The 19,636-nt window shown below is 37.1% G+C and carries 18 protein-coding genes, 2 pseudogenes and 1 other annotated feature (1 of these 21 cut by a window edge); all 20 genes and pseudogenes read right to left on the bottom strand.

The genetic code is table 11. The annotated features are described in order from the left end of the window. Nucleotides 1-3 (bottom strand) — a sequence feature (ribosomal protein L21 leader region) (it extends 77 nt beyond the left edge of the window). Nucleotides 4-78: 75 nt separating this feature from the next. Next, on the bottom strand, nucleotides 79-1,536 hold the full coding sequence (locus A9C19_RS05620) for an Rne/Rng family ribonuclease (protein ID WP_072579030.1): 1,458 nt from the start codon (nucleotides 1,534-1,536) through the stop codon (nucleotides 79-81). Between the two features lie 66 nt (nucleotides 1,537-1,602). Next, complete coding sequence (locus tag A9C19_RS05615) at nucleotides 1,603-2,469, bottom strand: M50 family metallopeptidase (RefSeq protein WP_072579029.1); 867 nt, start codon at nucleotides 2,467-2,469, stop codon at nucleotides 1,603-1,605. Continuing rightward, nucleotides 2,462-3,256, bottom strand: a complete 795-nt coding sequence (locus A9C19_RS05610; RefSeq protein WP_072579028.1) for a M23 family metallopeptidase — start codon at nucleotides 3,254-3,256, stop codon at nucleotides 2,462-2,464. The genes A9C19_RS05615 and A9C19_RS05610 overlap by 8 nt, the downstream gene beginning before the upstream one ends. A gap of 267 nt (nucleotides 3,257-3,523) precedes the next feature. Next, nucleotides 3,524-4,327, bottom strand: coding sequence for a septum site-determining protein MinD (gene minD, locus A9C19_RS05605; RefSeq protein ID WP_072579027.1), 804 nt, complete (start codon nucleotides 4,325-4,327; stop codon nucleotides 3,524-3,526). Nucleotides 4,328-4,329: 2 nt separating this feature from the next. Then, a complete protein-coding gene (gene minC, locus A9C19_RS05600; protein ID WP_072579026.1) occupies nucleotides 4,330-5,016 on the bottom strand; it encodes a septum site-determining protein MinC in 687 nt (228 codons plus the stop codon). Between the two features lie 222 nt (nucleotides 5,017-5,238). After that, nucleotides 5,239-5,757, bottom strand: a complete 519-nt coding sequence (gene mreD / locus A9C19_RS05595) for a rod shape-determining protein MreD (protein ID WP_072579025.1) — start codon at nucleotides 5,755-5,757, stop codon at nucleotides 5,239-5,241. After that, complete coding sequence (gene mreC, locus A9C19_RS05590) at nucleotides 5,754-6,698, bottom strand: rod shape-determining protein MreC (protein WP_072579024.1); 945 nt, start codon at nucleotides 6,696-6,698, stop codon at nucleotides 5,754-5,756. The genes mreD and mreC overlap by 4 nt, the downstream gene beginning before the upstream one ends. A 297-nt stretch (nucleotides 6,699-6,995) precedes the next feature. After that, nucleotides 6,996-8,018 (bottom strand): rod shape-determining protein, encoded by a 1,023-nt coding sequence (locus A9C19_RS05585; RefSeq protein ID WP_072579023.1) that lies wholly within the window; start codon nucleotides 8,016-8,018, stop codon nucleotides 6,996-6,998. Nucleotides 8,019-8,406: 388 nt separating this feature from the next. Continuing rightward, nucleotides 8,407-8,547: pseudogene (locus tag A9C19_RS05580) on the bottom strand (JAB domain-containing protein); the annotation flags it as partial. A gap of 335 nt (nucleotides 8,548-8,882) precedes the next feature. Then, nucleotides 8,883-10,385, bottom strand: a complete 1,503-nt coding sequence (locus A9C19_RS05575) for a reverse transcriptase/maturase family protein (protein ID WP_072579022.1) — start codon at nucleotides 10,383-10,385, stop codon at nucleotides 8,883-8,885. A gap of 573 nt (nucleotides 10,386-10,958) precedes the next feature. Next, nucleotides 10,959-11,510, bottom strand: a pseudogene (gene radC, locus A9C19_RS05570) (RadC family protein); the annotation flags it as partial. A 111-nt stretch (nucleotides 11,511-11,621) separates the two neighbouring features. Beyond that, on the bottom strand, nucleotides 11,622-12,191 hold the full coding sequence (locus A9C19_RS05565) for a Maf family protein (protein ID WP_072579021.1): 570 nt from the start codon (nucleotides 12,189-12,191) through the stop codon (nucleotides 11,622-11,624). 265 nt (nucleotides 12,192-12,456) lie between these two features. After that, a complete protein-coding gene (locus A9C19_RS05560) occupies nucleotides 12,457-13,491 on the bottom strand; it encodes an SPOR domain-containing protein (RefSeq protein ID WP_072579020.1) in 1,035 nt (344 codons plus the stop codon). 107 nt (nucleotides 13,492-13,598) lie between these two features. Continuing rightward, nucleotides 13,599-14,372, bottom strand: a complete 774-nt coding sequence (locus A9C19_RS05555; RefSeq protein ID WP_072579019.1) for a hypothetical protein — start codon at nucleotides 14,370-14,372, stop codon at nucleotides 13,599-13,601. Beyond that, on the bottom strand, nucleotides 14,369-14,953 hold the full coding sequence (locus tag A9C19_RS05550) for a hypothetical protein (protein ID WP_145925779.1): 585 nt from the start codon (nucleotides 14,951-14,953) through the stop codon (nucleotides 14,369-14,371). Before A9C19_RS05550 ends, A9C19_RS05555 begins: the two co-directional genes overlap by 4 nt. Before the next feature lie 5 nt (nucleotides 14,954-14,958). Then, on the bottom strand, nucleotides 14,959-15,957 hold the full coding sequence (gene pilM / locus A9C19_RS05545) for a type IV pilus biogenesis protein PilM (protein ID WP_072579017.1): 999 nt from the start codon (nucleotides 15,955-15,957) through the stop codon (nucleotides 14,959-14,961). Nucleotides 15,958-15,972: 15 nt separating this feature from the next. Next, nucleotides 15,973-16,749: a prepilin peptidase gene (locus A9C19_RS05540; RefSeq protein ID WP_072579016.1), complete on the bottom strand. Its 777-nt coding sequence runs from the start codon at nucleotides 16,747-16,749 to the stop codon at nucleotides 15,973-15,975. A gap of 70 nt (nucleotides 16,750-16,819) precedes the next feature. Further along, nucleotides 16,820-17,287 carry a type II secretion system protein gene (locus A9C19_RS05535; RefSeq protein WP_072579015.1) on the bottom strand — a complete coding sequence of 156 codons (468 nt, stop codon included), beginning with the start codon at nucleotides 17,285-17,287 and terminating at the stop codon, nucleotides 16,820-16,822. A 95-nt stretch (nucleotides 17,288-17,382) separates the two neighbouring features. Beyond that, the gene (locus A9C19_RS05530; RefSeq protein ID WP_072579014.1) at nucleotides 17,383-18,591 is read right to left on the bottom strand and encodes a type II secretion system F family protein; all 1,209 of its coding nucleotides are present in this window, start codon (nucleotides 18,589-18,591) and stop codon (nucleotides 17,383-17,385) included. Next, entirely contained in the window at nucleotides 18,591-19,631 is a 1,041-nt protein-coding gene (locus A9C19_RS05525) for a type IV pilus twitching motility protein PilT (protein ID WP_072579013.1), read from the bottom strand. Before A9C19_RS05525 ends, A9C19_RS05530 begins: the two co-directional genes overlap by 1 nt. Nucleotides 19,632-19,636: the final 5 nt, after the last annotated feature.

The raw sequence follows: 19,636 nt of genomic DNA, 5'->3' as shown, positions 1-19,636 counted from the left end.
GGGTGCGCTACAGTCATAACATTAAAAATAATATCAAATTAACCAGTCTTTTGCAACATTTTTTTATTCAGAGTTTCTTTAGGAGTTTATACGTTTCATAATTGTATCGTTAGATCCTACATATTTTATATGATACGTAGGAACGGGATGTGAAACTTCCGTAAAATATAATGTACATTTTAATGTCTCTTCTAAGTGAGCTTGATGTTCTAGTCTTTCACCCTGCACTAATTCACTAACATCCTTTGTTGCTTCAATCCAAATCGCTTCATCTTCCATATATTGATAGCTCCAAAGCTCTCTTTCAAGTTTAAAAGCTACCGATTCTGGACTAATTATTCTTCCTGTTCCATTACAGATCTTACAAGGAGTTGTCATATGGTGAAGATGAGTTTGACGAACTTTTTTTCTTGTTAGCTGTAATATATTTAACTCGGTAAAACCTATTACTTTGTGTTGCACATGATCTTTTTTCATTTCAGTAGTTATTGTGTGTAAAACAGCTTGTTGATCTGCCTTATGCTTCATATCAATAAAATCGATTAAGATGATACCACTTAAGTTTCTTAACCGTATTTGTTTAGCAATTTCTACTGCAGCTAACTGATTTGTTTTGAGGACGGTGTCACGCATCGATAATTTCCCGGAAAATTTTCCCGTATTGATGTCGATTATCGTCATTGCTTCTGTTTGCTCTATAATGATATAAGCTCCGTTTTGAAGCCATACAATTTGCTTAGTTAGCTTGTCAATTTCTTGTTCAATTTTATATGTAGAAAAAATAGGCTCTTTTTTTTCATGATATTGAATCGTACAGTGAGGGAATTCATTTTTCAGGTACTTAAATCGGTCAATTTGATCAGTTAGTAAGGTATCTCCTTCTTTAACTGCTAACTCCATCATGATTTTTTCAACAAATGATCTAGCCTGTTGAACACAATACGGTTTTTTTGTCTTTTTTTCAGGTAACGCTAAAAACTTGTTTTTCAATCGGTTATACTCACTTATGAGCTCATCATTTGTTTTATACACACTAGCTGTTCGAAATAAGATACCTTCAGATCCCTCTTTTAATTCATTAGCAAGCTCCGATAGTCTCTTTCTTTCATTTGAATCCTCAATTTTCTTTGAAATAGCGACATAATTACCATAAGGCATATACACAAGCGTTTCACCAGGATACTCAATATTTGTCGTAAGCTTAGGTCCTTTTTGAGCAGTTCCCTCTTTTACAATCTGTACAAGCAACTGCTGTCCCTCTTGGACATAATGAGATATTGAAGGCTTCTGCTCAGCTTCCTCACTTAATTGATAGGTAACTACATCATTACGATGGAGATAGCCATTGTGCTCCATCCCAACATCCACAAAGGCTGCTTGCATACCTGGGAGTACTTTTTTTACTCTTGCTGCATATATGTTACCAATTATTTCATCATCTGAACCTTTAGACTGATAAAGTCCCACTAATTTGTTATTTTCCATAACCGCAATTCGTACTTCATCCGTCTTTTCGTTAATAAATAGTTTTCTCACGCCTTTAACTCACTTTCCTTACACACGTTTTACCCATACTATACCATATTCTTTCATCATGAAGGATTAGTAGGGATAAACAAGATCTCCAACTCGTGAGTCAACCAGCTTGGTTGAAAAGTATGCGTGCAATAATTCATTTTCATCTAATTCAGATAGTTTCAATCCTTCTCTTTCAACAACAATTGAGTGTTTACACCCTCTATGAAACTGAAGAAGTACTTCGTGAATACTTTCCGACTCTTCCACTACTATTGGCTTTAATTTCTTAATGGATTGTTGTTTTCCATAGTACCTTTCCATTAAGAATCTTAAATGCCCATACATTCGATTCTTATGCTCATGATACAAACTATAAAGAAGGAAAATAGTAATCATCCACATATTTAAATAATGCGGTGAGGTCAATAAAATACCAATGATGTAGATCATCAAGCTAATCACTGATGTAACCATCATGTAAGCATGTGCCTTTCGATAAGAGAAAAATTGAGAAAAAAAGATAAACAACAATTTCCCTCCATCTAAAGGCCATACTGGTAGCAAATTAAAGAAAAAAATCGAGAGGTTATAAAACGTGAACATTTCGTAATCCGCACTTTGAATAATCATTCCTGAATACAAAAGAAAGGCTACTCCTTGTAACCATAGATGTTGAAGAGGCCCAGCTAGCACTACGATAAGCTCTTCCTTTAGTGACCGGTTACCATGCTCTTCTACTTCTGCAACACCACCAAAGGGGAGCAGCATTATAGATTTTATCCGCCAAGAAAAAAAATGAGCACTAAATGCGTGGCCCATTTCATGGATAAAGACAATTACCATTAACATCATCAGTAATTTGAAACTTGCAGTAATAACACTAATCCCTATCATTGCCCATAATAATGGGTGAATATGAATTTTCGCTAGTAGATTTACATAATTACTCAAATTGTATCACCTGAATTGGGTCGATGAAGACATCACCCTTTTTAATAGCGAAGTAATACGTTCCTTTATTTTCATCAGAGAGCTTCGTCTTCCCAAGCTCGGTTCCTTTCTCAACGAAATCATATAAAGCGACATTGATCTTATTTAAGTTTCCATACCATGATTTCGTCCCATCTGCATGCATCAAGACAATTGTAAGTCCTGTGTCAGGTTTTTCACTTGCCTCAACGATTGTCCCTTCACTTATTGCTTCAACTGATGGTTTGTTCGTCTCAACCATAATTCCTTGTCCATTATCTTGGAAGGATTCTAATACTTTTCCAGATGCAGGTACAGCAAGTTGCGCCATCTTTGTTGGTTCTTCCTCCGTCTGTTTCTCTCCATTATCATTAATATTAAATAATGCCAGAGGTTCACCAAACTGATCTCGATACCAGGTTGAAACCGCAGCAAATTGAAATTCTTCTTCTAGAGAATAAGTGATAGCTGATTTTGCTTGGTCGAACATTGGAGAACCATTTTTAAAGACAATGGCCGTAACCAACACTAAAACAGCAGAACATAAAACTTTAAACATAAATACTTCCGTTCGAAATAACGGGTGACCCGTCTGATTATTACCTGGACCCACTTCATAGCTTGGTGGTGTATAAAGACCCCCATGCCTTTCTTCATCTGACATGAATAATGATGTTTGTCTTGTATCCGTGTGTTTCGGAGACATAACCCCACGTTCTCGTTTTCTTTTTGCAATTCGTTTTCTTACTTCATCCGCTCGATGACTCATCCCCATCCATCCTTTTAGCAAGTTTATACAAGTGTATGCCTTGTCCCCTTCAGATATGAGCACTTTCAATCTATTTTCAGCTCACGGATTCTTTTTTTCTTGAGGGGAGGAAATAACCTATTTTTTTAGCCATTTTCATAATCTTTGTTTGCCAGTTTAGTAAGATCGTATAGGGTACATTATTTATTTTTTTTCGAATCAATAAAAAAAGGCTACTAGAACATTCTAATTAATTATAGAATTTCCAATAGCCTTTTCTATGTATGTTTAGACTCTCACGCCAAAAAACTTCTTTAGCTTCACAAGCATTCCTTTGTTAGGTTCCTCAAGTGATTGAAGTGGCACCGATTCTCCTAATATACGTCTAGCAATATTACGGTAGGCAATAGCAGCTCGATTATTTGGATCCATCGCAATCGGTTCTCCATTATTAGATGCTTTAATGACATCGTCGTCATCTGCTACAATACCAATTAAATCAATTGATAAATGTGTTACAATCTCATCTACGTCTAGCATATCACCATTTTTCACTAGATGATTACGAATACGATTAATAACAAGTTTTGGAGGCTCAATGTCCTCTTGCTCAAGGAGTCCAATAATTCGATCAGCATCACGCACAGCAGAAATTTCAGGGGTTGTGACTACAATAGCTTTATCAGCCCCAATGACCGCATTTTTATACCCTTGCTCTATTCCTGCTGGGCAATCAATAATAATATAATCATAGTCTTGCTTAAGCTCATGAATTAATTTCTTCATTTCCTCGGGCTTAACCGATGTTTTATCACTCGTTTGGGCAGCAGGCAATAAGTAAAGGAGGTCCTCAAAACGTTTATCTTTTACTAGCGCCTGGTGAATTTTACAACGCCCATTGATTACATCTACTAAATCATAAATGATTCTATTCTCCAAACCCATAACAACATCAAGATTACGAAGACCGATGTCTGTATCTACTAAGCAAACACGCTTGCCCAATATAGCTAAAGCTGTCCCTATATTAGCTGATGTCGTTGTTTTTCCAACTCCACCTTTACCAGAAGTTATGACAATTGCTTCACCCATTGTTAGATTCCCCCTTCAAACCTAGTTAAATTAGGTCGTAAATGAGTAAGTTGCTGTAATCGTTCTATAACCATCTCATCCTGTTCATTCATATACGCACATTCCATCTCATTTTTCCCTTCATTAGGTTGATGATCTGGTGCACGGTTGATATATTCACTTATTCGTAGTTGAGCAGGTCTCATAAAAGAGGCAGCAATAACAGCATCGGCGTTTCCTTCAATTCCTGCATGTGCAATCCCTCTTAACGCTCCCAATACAAAGATATTCCCAGATGCTATTACTGTTCCACCTGGATTTACATCCCCTATTAAGAGCAGGTCACCTTTCACTTTTAGAACTTGACCTGACCGAACAATCTTTGCAACGGACACTACTTCTGTCTCTCTTTTTAATCTGAGAGCCTCTTCTTTCGTCATGACGTTGCTTTCAATGGACTCAACTACAAGATTTCGTTTTTGCTTTATGACTAGTTCTAATTTCTCACGTTGTGATTTATTTACAAAGCGATTTCCAACTTTAACTTTGACCCCGATAACAGGTCCATCTTGTTGGATGTATTGTTTTAAAGATAGCATTTCCTCGAGTTCATGGAGTAATTGATCAAAAGAACATGAATCATCGAGATGTAACGTTAAGCCATCTTTTGTTCCTTTTATCGTAACAAGTTGTTGTTTTTGGACCTTCATGACGTTCACCTCAACGATTGTACTATTCGACAGAAATGCAAGAAACCCTTTTTTCTCACCTAATAATCTATGAAACTTTTTTAGACAAGAAGAAATACGTCTGTTTTTCCCTTTACAAAGCAGTAAAAAGGAAACACTGTGTTCATGTTATGAGCCGAAGATATAGCGGAAGCATGTAGGTCTTCCGCTCCATTATCTTACTTCTTTAGTATTTCTCAATTATTAATCCTCAAGTTCCGCTTGTTTTAATTTAGTTAGAAATCCTCTAAAAGGAAAGACAAACAGCAGTGCTACAAGTGTGTTAAGAGCTAATGTTGGCAGCAATCTATACATAGTAAAATCATAAGCCTTCATGCTTGTAACCCCAGTAGCCAAATTCACTCCGTACACATAAAATTCGAGCACCGAAATAGCTAACACAATAAGTAATAGGACGATGAGTACATGACCATGTATGACCTTCATTGCTTTACTTATTAGATAGGCAATCATGGCATAAGGAAATAAATAAATTCCGACAACCTCAATATAGACAATATCATGAAGCAGACCAAAAAAGAAGCCGAATAACATTCCTTGTGTTCGATTTAAGTATACAGTGATAAAAATAACGACAATTAAAACGAAACGTGGGACAAATAAATGATCCTCTGTTGCAAACGGAAACTGAACTAAATGAGCAAATGTACTCTCAGAAATAAAAGCAAAAAAGACGAGAAAAGGAAGTAGGAAACGTCTCACGATTCCTCCTCCTGTTCTTCTTCAAGCGTTTCAATTGGATTGTCATATGCCGCAATACGTTTTGCTATCCAGACACGGTCAATATCATAGAAATTAGCAGATGGTTTTACATATGCCATTTGCTCTAACCCATATGTATCAGGCTGGGCTTCAACTATTTCACCAATAATAATTCCACCAGGGAATACACCACCGGTACCAGAAGTTCGAACCTTTTGTCCTTCAACTAATTCAACATCCGATTGAATTTTTTTAAGTAATAGAAAGCCTTTCTCTTCATCATAGCCTTCAATTAGTCCAGTAACTTTACCATTTGGTGGTTCTTCTTTAGAACTACTATCCACATCTTCTTCAGTCTCCTCTTCTTCTGGAAGAGGTAATACTTCTGCAGATATTCTATTTTTTAAATCTGTAGCGCTTAATAACTGGACCGTAGACTTGAATTGAGAAACGGTTTTCACCTTCCCGATTAACCCTTCTGCTGTCACAACAGCCATGTTGGGCTCGACTCCATCTTGTTGACCTTTATCAATTGAAATGTAATCATACCATCTTGCAGGCTCTCTACCTATAACAGCAGAATAGATGGGGTCATATTTTTTCAGATCTGACACTTGTCCAAGTTCAGCCTGTAATTTTTCATTTTCAGTTTTATATTCTTGAAGATCGGATTCTAATTGCATATATTCTGCAAGTCTACTTTTTAACATTTCATTTTCTTCGTAAGTATTCTTCAGATCTGAGACATTTTCAAAAAAGCCTGATACATAGGCTGCAGGCTTGTGGACAATCGATTGAAACACACTAACAGTATCCTGAATAAATTGTTCAGGCCAAGTAAGTTTACGATCTTCCTTTATCGAAAAGCCAATCAATGCCACTAAGATGATAATACTTACTAACAACAAGATAAGGCGTTTATTTAGAAAAAATTGTGGCATATAGAACACCCTCTTAACTTAGATTCCATACTAGAAAAGCTGAAGGACCCTATCAAATTTAGTAGGTCCTTTTTTAAGCTAAACACCAACACTATATACTCATAAAAATGCAAACCAATATTTCTAATTACTTATTGAAATTCGTTGCATGAATAGTCACATTAAGAAATAGCGTAAGGCGCCTCGACGCAAAACACTAAAACATACGTACAACTTTTTATACACTTTTATTTTTAGAAAAAAGGAGACTAAACAAATGAAATGCTTCCCACATCTATATGTTTAGTCAACCCTTTATTAACGACTATCTTTAGCTTTATTCTTAAATAAATGAATATGTTCTAATGCTTTTCCAGTACCAATTGCAACACAATCTAATGGATCTTCAGCTATTAAGACAGGCATATTCGTTTCTTCGCTAATAATCTTGTCTAAATTACGAAGTAGTGCACCGCCACCTGTAAGAACAATACCCCTATCCATAATATCCGCTGCTAGCTCAGGCGGTGTTTTTTCAAGTGTATTCTTAACTGCATCGACGATCGTATAGACCGTATCCTTTAATGCATCTGAAATTTCTTCTGCCGTAATTTCAATCGTTTTAGGAAGACCCGTTAATAGGTCTCTTCCGCGAATCTCCATATTTTCGACTCCATCAGGAGAACCCGCAGAACCAACTTCAACCTTTATAGCCTCAGATGTACGATCCCCAATCATGAGATTATAGGTTTTTCTTATATATGTAATAATTGCATCATCCATTTCATCACCAGCGACGCGTATTGATTGACTCGTTACAATACCACCTAATGAAATAATCGCAACCTCGGTTGTTCCGCCCCCAATATCAACAACCATACTACCAGTAGGTTCCCATACAGGTAAGTTCGCTCCAATCGCGGCAGCAAAAGGCTCTTCAATTGTGTAAGCATCACGAGCTCCTGCTTGTCTTGTTGCATCAATCACGGCTCTTTCTTCAACAGCTGTAATACCAGATGGTACACACACCATAACATATGGCTTTCTTGAAAAAACACCTTTTGTTTTTGTTGCTTGCCTAATATAATACTTCATCATCGTAGCAGTTGTTTCATAATCTGCTATTACTCCATCTTTCATTGGACGAAGTGCTACTACATTTCCAGGAGTACGTCCAATCATATTTTTTGCGTCGTTACCAACAGCAACAATTTGTTTTGTATCTGTTTGTAAAGCAACAACTGATGGTTCTCGAACCACAATTCCTTTTCCTTTTACAAAAACAAGTGTATTAGCTGTCCCTAAATCTATTCCAAGGTCTCTTGTACCAATACCGAACATAGGGTGTATCTTCCTTTCTGAAACGAATATACTTTTTTATTTAAGTTTTTTCCTAATGATCTAAAAAAACCGACAAATCCATCTGTAAAGATAAAAAGAATCAACAAGTGAATTTTCGATTTACAGTCTCGTACTACTCCTTTAAGAGAGATGCCTGTTTTTTATAAGACCCGGGATAAGAGAAAAAACTTTCCTTTTGTAGGAAAATTGAGAGAATCAACCTTTTTTATTACTGTAGTGATAACTACCTTCAATGAATGAAGTTGAATATTGAGATACGTTTCTTCATCTTTCCTGTATGAATTTTAAAGGAGATCTAGTCGAATGACTAGTAACCCAGAAAAACTCATAAACCTTATTATATCGTAATTACGTAAAAAAAAAAGTATTACACGTAGCCTTTTTCTTTCAAACTTACATATTTTTGTTCTCCTATGATAAGATGGTCCAAAAGTTCTATTCCTAACATCTTCCCACATTCAACTAAACGTTTCGTGACTTCGATATCTTCTCTGCTCGGTGATGGATCGTAGGGTAGGAGTCATGCGCCTTCCTTTGTTTTCAAAGTAGGTTTCACCATTCCCCCCTCAGAACCGTACGTACACCTTTCAGCGTATACGGCTCGCCAGTTGACTAAATCGGAAATTCACTTCTCATCGAGGACGTGATGGCACTTATAACATAGGGCAAGTGTTAATCTGTTTTACGGCAAACCTTGTCCAAGTATGTTAGGGGCCTCTTGCATGGCTATTAACTTAACAAACGAGATAACCTTCCATCTGACCTTCTGTACCGCATGCTTGACATTTAGTAGTAATATACTCTGTTTCATACTTAATCCTACCTGAGTATTGTATGGGACCTCTATGTTTTGGGCAAATCTTTTAGTTTAATGAATGGATAAAGTTTTTCTTTGCCTTTAGTATCCCTACTAACCAAACATAATACCCCTTGTTTAGATGTTCTCATGCTTGTGGCTACTTTCTTTGAGGTGCTTCTACGTTTATTAGCTATGGTTTTAATGAAGCTACTTTCCGCTAAATAAAATAACCTATCAAGATGATGATAATTATTAGCTAGCTTGTAGTAATTTGCAATTTCTTTTAGTTCAGCATTATAGGTAGAGAGAATGTCCAATTCCGAATTGTTCATAAGCTTTGATCGATGCACAATGGTGAAATCATCTAAGTGACCATATCCATTCTTTAATGCAAATTCTTTCATTTTCTTTGTAGGAATTTCCAACTTAATTGCACCTGATAGCGTTCGTTTTTTCAATGCGTGCTTTTGGTTTTTATCCGTGAGCCTTTTCGCCTTTATCTCATTCCGTTTTCGAAACTCGTAACCAAGAAAGGAAATAGGATGGTCCATATGTGTGATGAGTGTATTTTCTTCCCTTAAAGTAAGATGAAGTTCCTTTAAAAGAAAAGCTGTGATTCTTTCTTTTATATATAATGCACTTTGTTTAGAGCCTGCAATCCCTATAACAAAACCATCATCATAACGGACATATTTCATTCTTTGACCATTTTTATCTGCAGGATTAAATAAAGATGCTTCAATCTGCTTCGTTTTAAGTTGTTCGATGCTTAGAGCTAATTCATTGCGATCTTCCCAATTGACGGAATGTTCACTTCTCACTCTACCTTTACCGAATTTATCCATTAGGTTTTCCATATACATATCGAATTGATGAAGGTAGATATTAGCAAGTAAAGGTGAGATAATCCCTCTCTGTAGTGTGCCACAGTATGTTTTGTGATATGTCCTATTCCCCATTACACCACATGTTAGTGCATGATGAATGAGTAGTAAAAAGCGACGATCCTTAATTTTCTTGGAGATAAAATTAAGGAGGACAGAATGGTCAATTTGGTCAGAGTAGCCTTTCATATCTCCTTTAATACACCATGTTAAACCTTGCCATGTATTTTTCACTTGAGATAGAGCAGTGTGACAGCTTCTTCCTTCCCTAGTTCCATGAGAATTAGCTGAAAATACTGGTTCATATATATGGTCTATAATCATTCTCATAACTTCCTGTACGAGCTGATCTTTAACATTAGGAACTTCTAAAGGTCTCTTTTCCCCACTTGAATTTCGAATATAATCCCTTTCTACAGGCGTAAAACGGAAGGTTCCGGCTTTTAGTTGCTCAATTATGTCATCTATTATCTGTAAACCAAAACCATCTATTGTTTCATCAGATGCTCCTTTTGGTAAGCTTCCTCCATTTGGATACAATTCTCCATATGCTTTCATCCATAGCTCTTTGTTATACATCAGACGGTAACAATCTGTGATCATGTTTCCTCTTTGAGAAGCTTTCCATATAACGTCCAACTGTTGAAATGGATATTTTGCCATATTCATGACTCCTTTCTCATAGACGTTACAATCAACCTGTCTCCCTTCCCCCTGCTAAACTCATTACAAGCAAACGATTGGGTACTATGGAGACTCCGTTACCATATGCAATTTTCATAGACCTCTATCTAATAGCCATTTGGCACTTGCACTTAGGTAATCCCTGAATTATGTCATAATTTTAGATGCGTGACGGTTAGGTATCCCTTTCGACGGTTTCCTCTAGTTGAGGATTGAAGGACAAACCTTACGATGGACAGGGCTCTGGCGATACCCAACAGATACAGTTAAAGATGTATCTCCCATTTTGTCCTCATTGCCTGTTAGCTATCGTAGACAATGGCGCACCCATCGCTCATTCGTCTAGGATTCAAGCAGTATAGCTTTTACCATACATCACATTAGTCTGAAGAACTGAATCAACATAGATAGCTTAGTCGTCTCTTCTCCTTTTCACATCATGCTCTGTTCCCTTTATAGGTTTCCCCTCAAGGTAAGATGCTGACCATAGAACCTTGTAAGGAGTTCTAGATTTCAAAGAAATCGCTAAAATTAGACACCTTACAGGCGCACTCCAGAAGGATGGTTATGAATGCATATTAAAGATGCTGCCGAACGTTTGAGAGCTTCCTTGTAAACCTCCCTAGGATGTACTATCGAGGCATTTAAACTCCCGATAAAGACTGTTTGTTTATGAATGACTTGGTTTTTAGTATTTAAATATAAACAAACAAAATGCTCCTGACTGAGAAATCGCATTTCTTCCATTACATAATTCGCTCCATCCTGAGGTGAGCGAATCACATAGCGGTCATCATAAGTAAGACGATTCATTCTTCTCCCCAGCTCTAAGGCAGCAAGTATTTGAACAGCCTTGGCAACCCCAATTCCAGAGATGGTCGTAATCTCCTCTACAGATGCATCCTTAAGCATTCGCAAGCCCTCAAAGTGCTTTAATAAACGTTGGGAAAGATCTAGGACTGATTCTTTTTTTGTTCCCGTTCGGAGTAAAATTGCCAATAATTCTTGATTTGAAAGTTTGTCCGGTCCTTCTTTTACTAGGCGTTCACGTGGTCTTTCATCTTCGGGAAAATCACGAATTTTGAGAGCTGATAAATCTTCCATGTCTCCTCCTTCGCTTCCCCATCTGCTCAAGTAAATTGACTCATTCTATCTTTTTTCTCAACATACCGTTTTATCCCAAAAAAACGGTATATTTGCACGGAATCCTTGCTATCATTGGTGAAAACCAATTTTTTCCAGCTCTCTTTTCAGTCTTGCAACAGGCAAACCGACTACTGAATAATAGTCACCATGAAGTTCTTTTACTAATAAAGCCCCATATCCTTGAATACCATAGCCACCGGCTTTATCCATTGGTTCACCTGTTCTCACATAATCTTCCATCTCTTTTAAAGACAAAGGATAAAAGGTAACCGTTGTTTTTTCATAAAATGTGCGCATCCGACCTTGATAGCATATAGATACTCCCGTATATACATCATGTGATTTAGCAGATAGAAGCTGAAGCATATCGATAGCCTCTGCTTCCGTTTTGGGCTTTCCTAGCATTTTCCCTTCATAAACGACTAACGTATCGGAACCAATTACATACGAATTTTTGTGCTGTTCCGCAACACTTTTAGCCTTTTGTTCAGCAAGAGATTTTACCATGTCAGCTGGATCTAGATTTTCATCTATGATTTCTTCAATTGAACTTGGTATGATCTCAAAAGGGAGTCGAAGCAGCGCTAGAAGTTCTTTTCTGCGTGGAGATGCTGAAGCTAAAATGAGGTTTTGGGTCATGTTGTTATTCCGTCCTTTCTTCGTTTCAGATTAGAAGATACTTCTATATCTTACCAAACGATAAAAAGATGAACAATTTAAGAAAAATTAATTTTGTCGTAAAAATTCTTCAGAAAGTACTCCTATGAAACCAAAATAGAGGCTGGAACAAATAAAGAGCCAGGCACCCTCCGATACAATCTATGTGTGCACTAGATGAATCAGTGCATTCATATAGTCGTTACGATAAGGTGCCAGGCACTTCTGTCCCAGCCTCTTCGAGTAATTATTTGTACAGAGATTGAACAACATCTAACAAGGATTGCTGCGCTTTCCATCCTTCTTTTGTACGAATCTCTTCTACCGATTGTAAGAGCTTTTCTCTTGACGATTTCTCCTCTTCCGATACATGTAATTGTTTGATACTATTTTCAATTGTCGCTAATGTTTCTTCCCCAACGTTCTTGCCTTTTATAGATGCAGCTGCATGAGATGAGAGCTCATATAGAATAGCTGACCATTTTTCTGGCTCATGACTCGTATGTATGTTTACCGTTAATTGTTTCCCTCCCCAGAATTCGGTAAAGCCTTCTTGCTTATACTCCTCATTTAAATAATCGGTTTCCGCTTTTTCTTTTCCAAGTCCAGCAATCACGGTAAAATTCTCGTTTTGTTCAAGGGTAGTGGAAGCCAGTCCTTTTGATTGGATTGAGGATCTTACAGTGGTCGCTCCTTCGTTCGTTGAGAATATGCCACCTTGAACAGCGTACACTTCAAGAGTAGCTGAAGAGGTTGAAGCAGCCGGAGCTTCTTCCTTTGTAGCACCCTCCTTATTTTCAGCTTGCTCACTTGCGTTATCACTTGGTTCTTGGTTTTGCGTAAGTGGTGTCGCTGTAGCAGGCATATCTTCATTCGACATTAGATGTAGCGCAATGTAGCCAAAACCAATTCCTACTCCCACCGCTAAAAACAAAATCGAGACCATTTTCTTGAGCGGAAACCCCAATGAAATCGCCTTTTTATTCTTTTTAGGGTATATATAAGGAGTAACGGTCTGATTGGAATGTTTTTTATTTTTCCATTTTGTCGGTGTGACAACCTTCGGATCCTCTTTAAATATAGATTCTTCTTCAGGAAGTAGCCATGGAAATTCATCCTCTTCTTCTATAGGTTGCTTAGCTGATGCTACCTCATTTTCAGCTTGTCGCTTTTCATCCCAGGTCGAAACAGGTAGTTCTTCAACATTGGCATTAGATTGTGACACAGGACGGTCTTTTCCATTTATTTTTATTTTTACATGATCTACGTTTTGTTTGTCCATATGTCTACCACCCTTTCTCATTCGCACATAGTAACATAGCTTTAATGCTATCAAAAGGGCTAAAAAAAAGAACAAGACTTTTGTCGTCTCGTTCTTAAAAGTTTTCGTCAATTTTCTTCCTTTTTTTCTTCTTCTTTTATTAAATCAACAAAAGGATTTTCTTTTTCACTTGGATTTGGTGCTGTAAACGGAGGAAGCTGATCTTGTAATTCCTCAAGCTTTGGAAAATAAAACGTCGATACAATCAAGGTATAATCATAGGATGTTTGCAGATCTTCAACTACTTGAAAAATTTCAGGTAATCCTGTTACTTGGATAGACTCTACTTGTGTTATTCTTTGAGTCGTTTCCAAAATTTTCACAAACTCCTCGAGTTCGTAATAACTAGGTGATTGTACACTTAATTCAACTGTTAATTTCTGAACACCTTCCGGAACGATCTCTGGTACAGCCTCATCCCCTACAGTCTCTGTATCTTCAGATGCACTATCAGGATCTAATTTTTCATCATATGCCTCTACTAGTTCATCACCTGAGTTATCTGCTCCAATTGTTTCTCCTTCTGCAAACGAAATAGAGCTTATTGTACTATTCGTCATGGTTTCTGCCTTTTCCAATTCAAGTAAAAATTGCTCTTCAAATGGACTTACCGGCAGAATTTTTTGCAATTCTACAGAGGATAACATTGAACTTGACACTCCTGTTGTATCTTGCTGTAAAGTCTCTATTAACTGATTTTCCGTGTCTAGCTGGTTCTGAAGTGTTTGTATATCTGTATCCTTCGATTGAACCGACAGAAAGAATAATAAATAACTACCTATTCCAATAAGAACAACGGAAATGAAAAGGATGATCGTATGCTTTCTATTCCAGTCTATCATTCTTCTGTGCCCTCCTCTGCTATCAATTTAAGGACATCGCGATTTACAGTTAATTGATAGGTTGCTAAGTAACGAGGGACCACATCAATCTCTTCCTCAGACAACTGGATTGTTTCTATAGTTGTTAGCTTCACATCTTGAATAACCTCAAGATCTTTTAATCGATTAAGATAAAATGCTGCTTCTCTTGAGCTCTCAAATTGAATGACTAAATGTAATGAAGAACTATTTACATAATCGAGAGATGCGAAAAATCCCTTTTCTGGGAGAATTCTTGTTGTTTCTTGTAAAAGCGGAACAAAATCAACCGGGTATTTCTCAGACCAAGTAACCGCATTTTCCAGTTCAGCGACTGCATTTGTAGAATCTGATGTAACAGCCTGTTGTTGAAGTACTTCTGTTTGTTTTTGTGCTTGTGTAACTTGCTGTTCAAGATCAGATAACTCACTGTTTTTTTGATTAATCATAATATATAGCGTAACTGAAGCAGCTATCAGGATGAAGATTACAATAAAAATAACGAGAAAATTAGTGTAGTTGCGTTGCTGCTTCTGTGGTAATAAATTTATTTCAGCTAACATCAACTTTACACCTCTTTTAACGCCAGACCAAGAACGGTATGAAATTTACTCGGTACAGCCATATTTTTAGTCGTATAAATGCGATCCGCAAAATGTGTAATGGGTAAAGAAGGAATCGAATCCTTTACCAAAGTAAGCAATTGATCAATATAAGGATTATCTCCTACGAGTGTAACCTGTGTAATTTGACGATCGCCTTGATGAATCGTAAATCGATAAAAATTAATAATTTTTTCAATTTCTTTTACTACATCACGAAATTGAACGTACAATACCTCTTGATTTTTGAGCTCATATTGATAATATAATTGGGTTTCTTGATCTAATTGATATGCCCATTCACGTGCTGCTAACCCATCTAATTGCATATGTCTAGTAAAAATAGGTTTTAATTGTTCAAAAATACTAAAATTAATGGAATCAAGCTTCACTTCAATTAAAAGCGTATTCTCTTTTTCTGTAGTATGCTGACGCTCATATAATAGTCGGTACGTGCTTAATGAGGATAAATCTGCCACATTTGCTTCTAGTTTCACACGATCAAACAAGGCAGTATATTCTTTCATCACTTTTTCCGGAGCAGCAAATAATAGAATTTCCTTTTCTGACTCCGTCTCATCTAAGAGCACAAAATCAAATACAGGCTCTTCAAATGGAAGATGAATAGTATTGCCTAACTCCAGATAAAGGTATCCCTTGATTTCATCTTCTCTTAGCTCTAGAGGGACCTTCACCTTTCGAACACTTACAGAAGAATCAGGTGTAATAAATCGAACCTTCTTCTTTTTAAGACCCCAGTCTGATAGACATTGATCTATGATCATAGATAGCTTTTCAGCATCTTTAATACTACCGTCCATCATCACTCCCTCTGGTAGGTAGCTCTCGACAAACCGATTAACAATGAGAGGATTTGTCGATTTTAATTCTAAAAGCTGTATAGAATAATTTGAAATGTATAAGCTAACATCTGCTTGATTTTGACGGAATAATGTAAAAGCCATTTTAAAAACCCCTTCTTAATATAAGTAAGAAAAGAAGTGAGACATGTAAAGATCGATCATCTCATTACCAAAAAAATAAGCTAGTAGTGCTCCAATAACGAGGAATGGACCAAAAGGGAATGGTTTTCCTTTCTTTACAACACCGGTAGCCATTCCAATTAACCCAACAATTGTACCAATGAGTGTTGCGAGAAAGAAGCTTAAAAGCACAAGCTTCCATCCAAGAATAATCCCAAACACAGCAAGTAGCTTCATATCGCCCCCACCCATTCCACCTCGACTAACTAAAATAATCAATAGAGGAACAATCCCCCCGATTAAAAAACCTAAAAGAGGATCCCACCAAGGAGTTGCTGGTACTAATAAGATCCGTTCTCCCGCAAATAATACTAAGAAAAACAGATTGACCTTATCTGGAATAATCATATATTTTAAATCAGACACCGTAACAATCATACACAGTGAGATAAGAGACCATGCTAAAATCAATTCTTTTGACCATCCCACCAATAGCGGTGAAATCGTAAAAAGAATTGCAGTTGTTAATTCCATTGACGGATATAAAGAGGAAATATGCGTTTTACAATTTTTACATGTTCCACCTTGAAAAAGATAAGAAAAGACTGGAATTAATTCTAATGGTGATAGCTTTTTATTGCATACTGGACATGCTGAACCAGGATATACAATTGACTGCTTTAGTGGAATACGCAACCCTACAACATTGTAAAAGGAGCCCAGAACGAGGCCAAGAATAAAGATGTAGGTGTATAGGAAGATGGTTGTTGGCATGGGTTGGGGGCTCCTTAAGATAGTAAGATAGATAGTCTTGGTAAAAGACTATCTATCTTTAAAATTTATATTATTTAACTCCATCAAGAACAATATCAGAACGTACTAAATCACTAGCATCTTTTGCTATACCAGCAGAATTAGTATAAGTAGCTTTAGCAGTAGCTGTACCACCTACTAAAGTTACTTTAAAAACAGTCGGTTTTTTATAGTCATCAACTGTCACTTTAGTCTCAGATGCAAGATATACATTCCCTTTACTACTTGGGTCAGTGATTGGTTCTAAATGACCCGCCGAAATTAGTTCAGCCAGTGTTACTACATTATCAGTTCCAACTTCATCACCTGTTGTAGCAAATAACCTAGCAGCATTTGCAATTTGCTTAGCATTAGCGATATGCGCATCTTCTTTAGAGTTATTAATCATCCCACCAATAGCTGGAATCGCAATAGCTGCGATAATTCCTAAGATGACAACAACTGCTAAAAGCTCGATAAGCGTTAAGCCACGCTCATTTTTTACTAGTTTCTTAAACATGTTTTTTCCTCCTAATATATATTAGTTCTATTGCCCTAAATCTATCCTTATTATACACGATTAGTCCTGCCTATGAATAGATAAATTTTGTAAATTTACATCTGTACATGATTGAAAATGTCGAACATAGGAACAATGATCGCAATGACTATAGTCCCGACAATTCCTGCTAGTAAAACAATCATTAATGGTTCTATTAATGATTTTAGTCGATCTGTGCTATTTTCTACCTCTTCTTCATAGAAATCAGCTACTTTTCCAAGCATTTCATCCAACGAACCTGTTTCTTCACCTATTGCAATCATTTGAGTGACTAGAGGAGGGAAGGCCCAATGCTTCTTCATCGGTTCTGTTAGTGAACGACCATTTTCTAAGGAATTCCGTGAATCCACAATCACTTTTGCTATTACTTCATTTTCTACTATCTTCTCAACAATTAATAAGGATTGAAGAATAGGAACTGAGCTAGAAAATAACGAACTAAGTGTTCGTGTCATTCTCGCAAGGACTGCTTTTTGTATCATACTTCCAAAAATCGGCATACGTAAAGCTGCTACATCTAAATAGTATTTCGTTTGCTTGTTCTTTCTTAATGCAATAAATGTTACAACAACCACAATGAAGAACAAAATAACTATATACCAGTATTCCTGCATGAATATACTTGAATTCAAAACAAAGAGGGTAATAGCTGGTAATTGAGCTCCAAAGCCTTCAAACATAGAAACAAAGGTTGGAACAACGGATACTAATAAGAAGATAACAACGACTACTGCCACAATAGCTACTGCCATTGGATATGCAAGTGCGGATTGAATTTTTTGCTTTGTACGGTTTTGTTTTTCGTATTGGATAGCAAGACGATCTAGCGTTTCTTCCATGCTTCCACTAGCTTCCCCAGCTTTAATCATGTTCACAAACATAGAAGAAAAGATTTTTTTATGCTTGGCAGCGGTCGCTGACAATGCTTGTCCACTTTTCAAATCCTCTTCCATTTGCTCTAACGCGTTTCGCAATGCTTTACTGCTCGTTTGTTGAGCTAATATATTCGTTGCATCGACAATCGTAACACCAGCACGAAGTAGTGTCGCAAACTGTCTTAAGTAGATGACGAAATCCTGAAGCTTCACTGGATTTCCAATTGAAATATCCTTCGTTAACAATGTCTCGGGAATTTCTTCAATCGTTGTAATTCGAATACCAAGCTCACTTAGCTTTAATACGGCTTCACGTTTTGAGTTTGCTGTTACTCTCCCTGACTTTTTCCCTGAACGTTCTCGACCTTCATATTTAAATTTAGGCATTATTCAGACGCCCTTTGCTGATAAGGTAATGCAGCTTCAGAAGCAATTACTCCTGCTTTAACGTATTCAGATAAGCTGCTTTCAAACGATTGCATCCCTTGTGCGCGACTCGTTTGTATCACACTAGGAATTTGATACGTTTTTTCATTTCGTATTAAGCTTGACACAGCTGAATTATTTAAAAGGATTTCAATTACAGCTCGACGTCCTGATCGATCAATCGTAGGGAAGAGTCTTTGTGAAATGACACCAACAAGAACAGATGCAAGCTGCAATCGAATTTGTGGCTGCTGATTAGCTGGAAATACATCAATCATCCGATCAATTGTTGATGCAGCTGAGGACGTGTGTAAGGTTCCAAGCACTAAATGTCCTGTCTCAGCAGCTGTAATCGCTGTATGGATTGTTTCTAGATCACGCATTTCACCTACTAGTATGACATCTGGATCCTGTCTGAGTGCTGATTTTAAGCCTGATGCAAAGCTCATTGTATCAAAACCAACCTCACGTTGATCAACGACACATAATTGATGCTTGTGCAAATACTCAATAGGGTCCTCTAACGTAATAATATGGCGTTTCATTGTCGTGTTCATGAAGTTAATCATAGACGCTAATGTCGTTGATTTACCACTTCCCGTTGGACCTGTTACCAAAATAAGTCCATGGGGCTTTTCTACGATATTTTTTAAGGTTGGTGGTAAATGCAAATCATCCATTGAAGGTATGTTTCTCGGAACAATACGTATGGCAAGGGAAATGCACGAGCGTTGACGAAAGGCATTTACTCGAAAGCGAGAAACCCCCGGAATACCATAAGAGAAATCAAGCTCCCCTTTTTCTTCGAACATTGGCCATTTTGCCTGAGAAATCATTGCTTTTGCCATTCCTTCTGTATCTGCTGGCATTAAGAAATCTTCGCCGATTTTAACTAGGTCTCCATTCACCCTCATAATCGGTGGAACTCCGACGGATAGGTGAATGTCAGATGCATTCTTTTCAAAAGCAAACTTTAAAATAGTATCAATTTTTGATTTCATCCCTA

This window comes from Bacillus weihaiensis (genome assembly GCF_001889165.1).
In the GTDB taxonomy this organism is placed as follows: Bacteria; Bacillota; Bacilli; order Bacillales; family Bacillaceae; genus Metabacillus; species Metabacillus weihaiensis.
This window is presented reverse-complemented; position numbering and strand designations above follow the sequence as displayed.

What these genes read in the sequence shown, in the direction of transcription:
- A9C19_RS05610 (WP_072579028.1), bottom strand. Translation starts at nt 3,256, where the DNA reads ATGAGTCATCGAGCGGATGAAGTAAGAAAACGAATTGCAAAAAGAAAA.
- minD (WP_072579027.1), bottom strand. Translation starts at nt 4,327, where the DNA reads ATGGGTGAAGCAATTGTCATAACTTCTGGTAAAGGTGGAGTTGGAAAA.
- minC (WP_072579026.1), bottom strand. Translation starts at nt 5,016, where the DNA reads ATGAAGGTCCAAAAACAACAACTTGTTACGATAAAAGGAACAAAAGAT.
- mreC (WP_072579024.1), bottom strand. Translation starts at nt 6,698, where the DNA reads ATGCCACAATTTTTTCTAAATAAACGCCTTATCTTGTTGTTAGTAAGT.
- A9C19_RS05585 (WP_072579023.1), bottom strand. Translation starts at nt 8,018, where the DNA reads ATGTTCGGTATTGGTACAAGAGACCTTGGAATAGATTTAGGGACAGCT.
- A9C19_RS05575 (WP_072579022.1), bottom strand. Translation starts at nt 10,385, where the DNA reads ATGGCAAAATATCCATTTCAACAGTTGGACGTTATATGGAAAGCTTCT.
- A9C19_RS05565 (WP_072579021.1), bottom strand. Translation starts at nt 12,191, where the DNA reads ATGACCCAAAACCTCATTTTAGCTTCAGCATCTCCACGCAGAAAAGAA.
- A9C19_RS05560 (WP_072579020.1), bottom strand. Translation starts at nt 13,491, where the DNA reads ATGGACAAACAAAACGTAGATCATGTAAAAATAAAAATAAATGGAAAA.
- A9C19_RS05555 (WP_072579019.1), bottom strand. Translation starts at nt 14,372, where the DNA reads ATGATAGACTGGAATAGAAAGCATACGATCATCCTTTTCATTTCCGTT.
- A9C19_RS05550 (WP_145925779.1), bottom strand. Translation starts at nt 14,953, where the DNA reads ATGTTAGCTGAAATAAATTTATTACCACAGAAGCAGCAACGCAACTAC.
- pilM (WP_072579017.1), bottom strand. Translation starts at nt 15,957, where the DNA reads ATGGCTTTTACATTATTCCGTCAAAATCAAGCAGATGTTAGCTTATAC.
- A9C19_RS05540 (WP_072579016.1), bottom strand. Translation starts at nt 16,749, where the DNA reads ATGCCAACAACCATCTTCCTATACACCTACATCTTTATTCTTGGCCTC.
- A9C19_RS05535 (WP_072579015.1), bottom strand. Translation starts at nt 17,287, where the DNA reads ATGTTTAAGAAACTAGTAAAAAATGAGCGTGGCTTAACGCTTATCGAG.
- A9C19_RS05530 (WP_072579014.1), bottom strand. Translation starts at nt 18,591, where the DNA reads ATGCCTAAATTTAAATATGAAGGTCGAGAACGTTCAGGGAAAAAGTCA.
- A9C19_RS05525 (WP_072579013.1), bottom strand. Translation starts at nt 19,631, where the DNA reads ATGAAATCAAAAATTGATACTATTTTAAAGTTTGCTTTTGAAAAGAAT.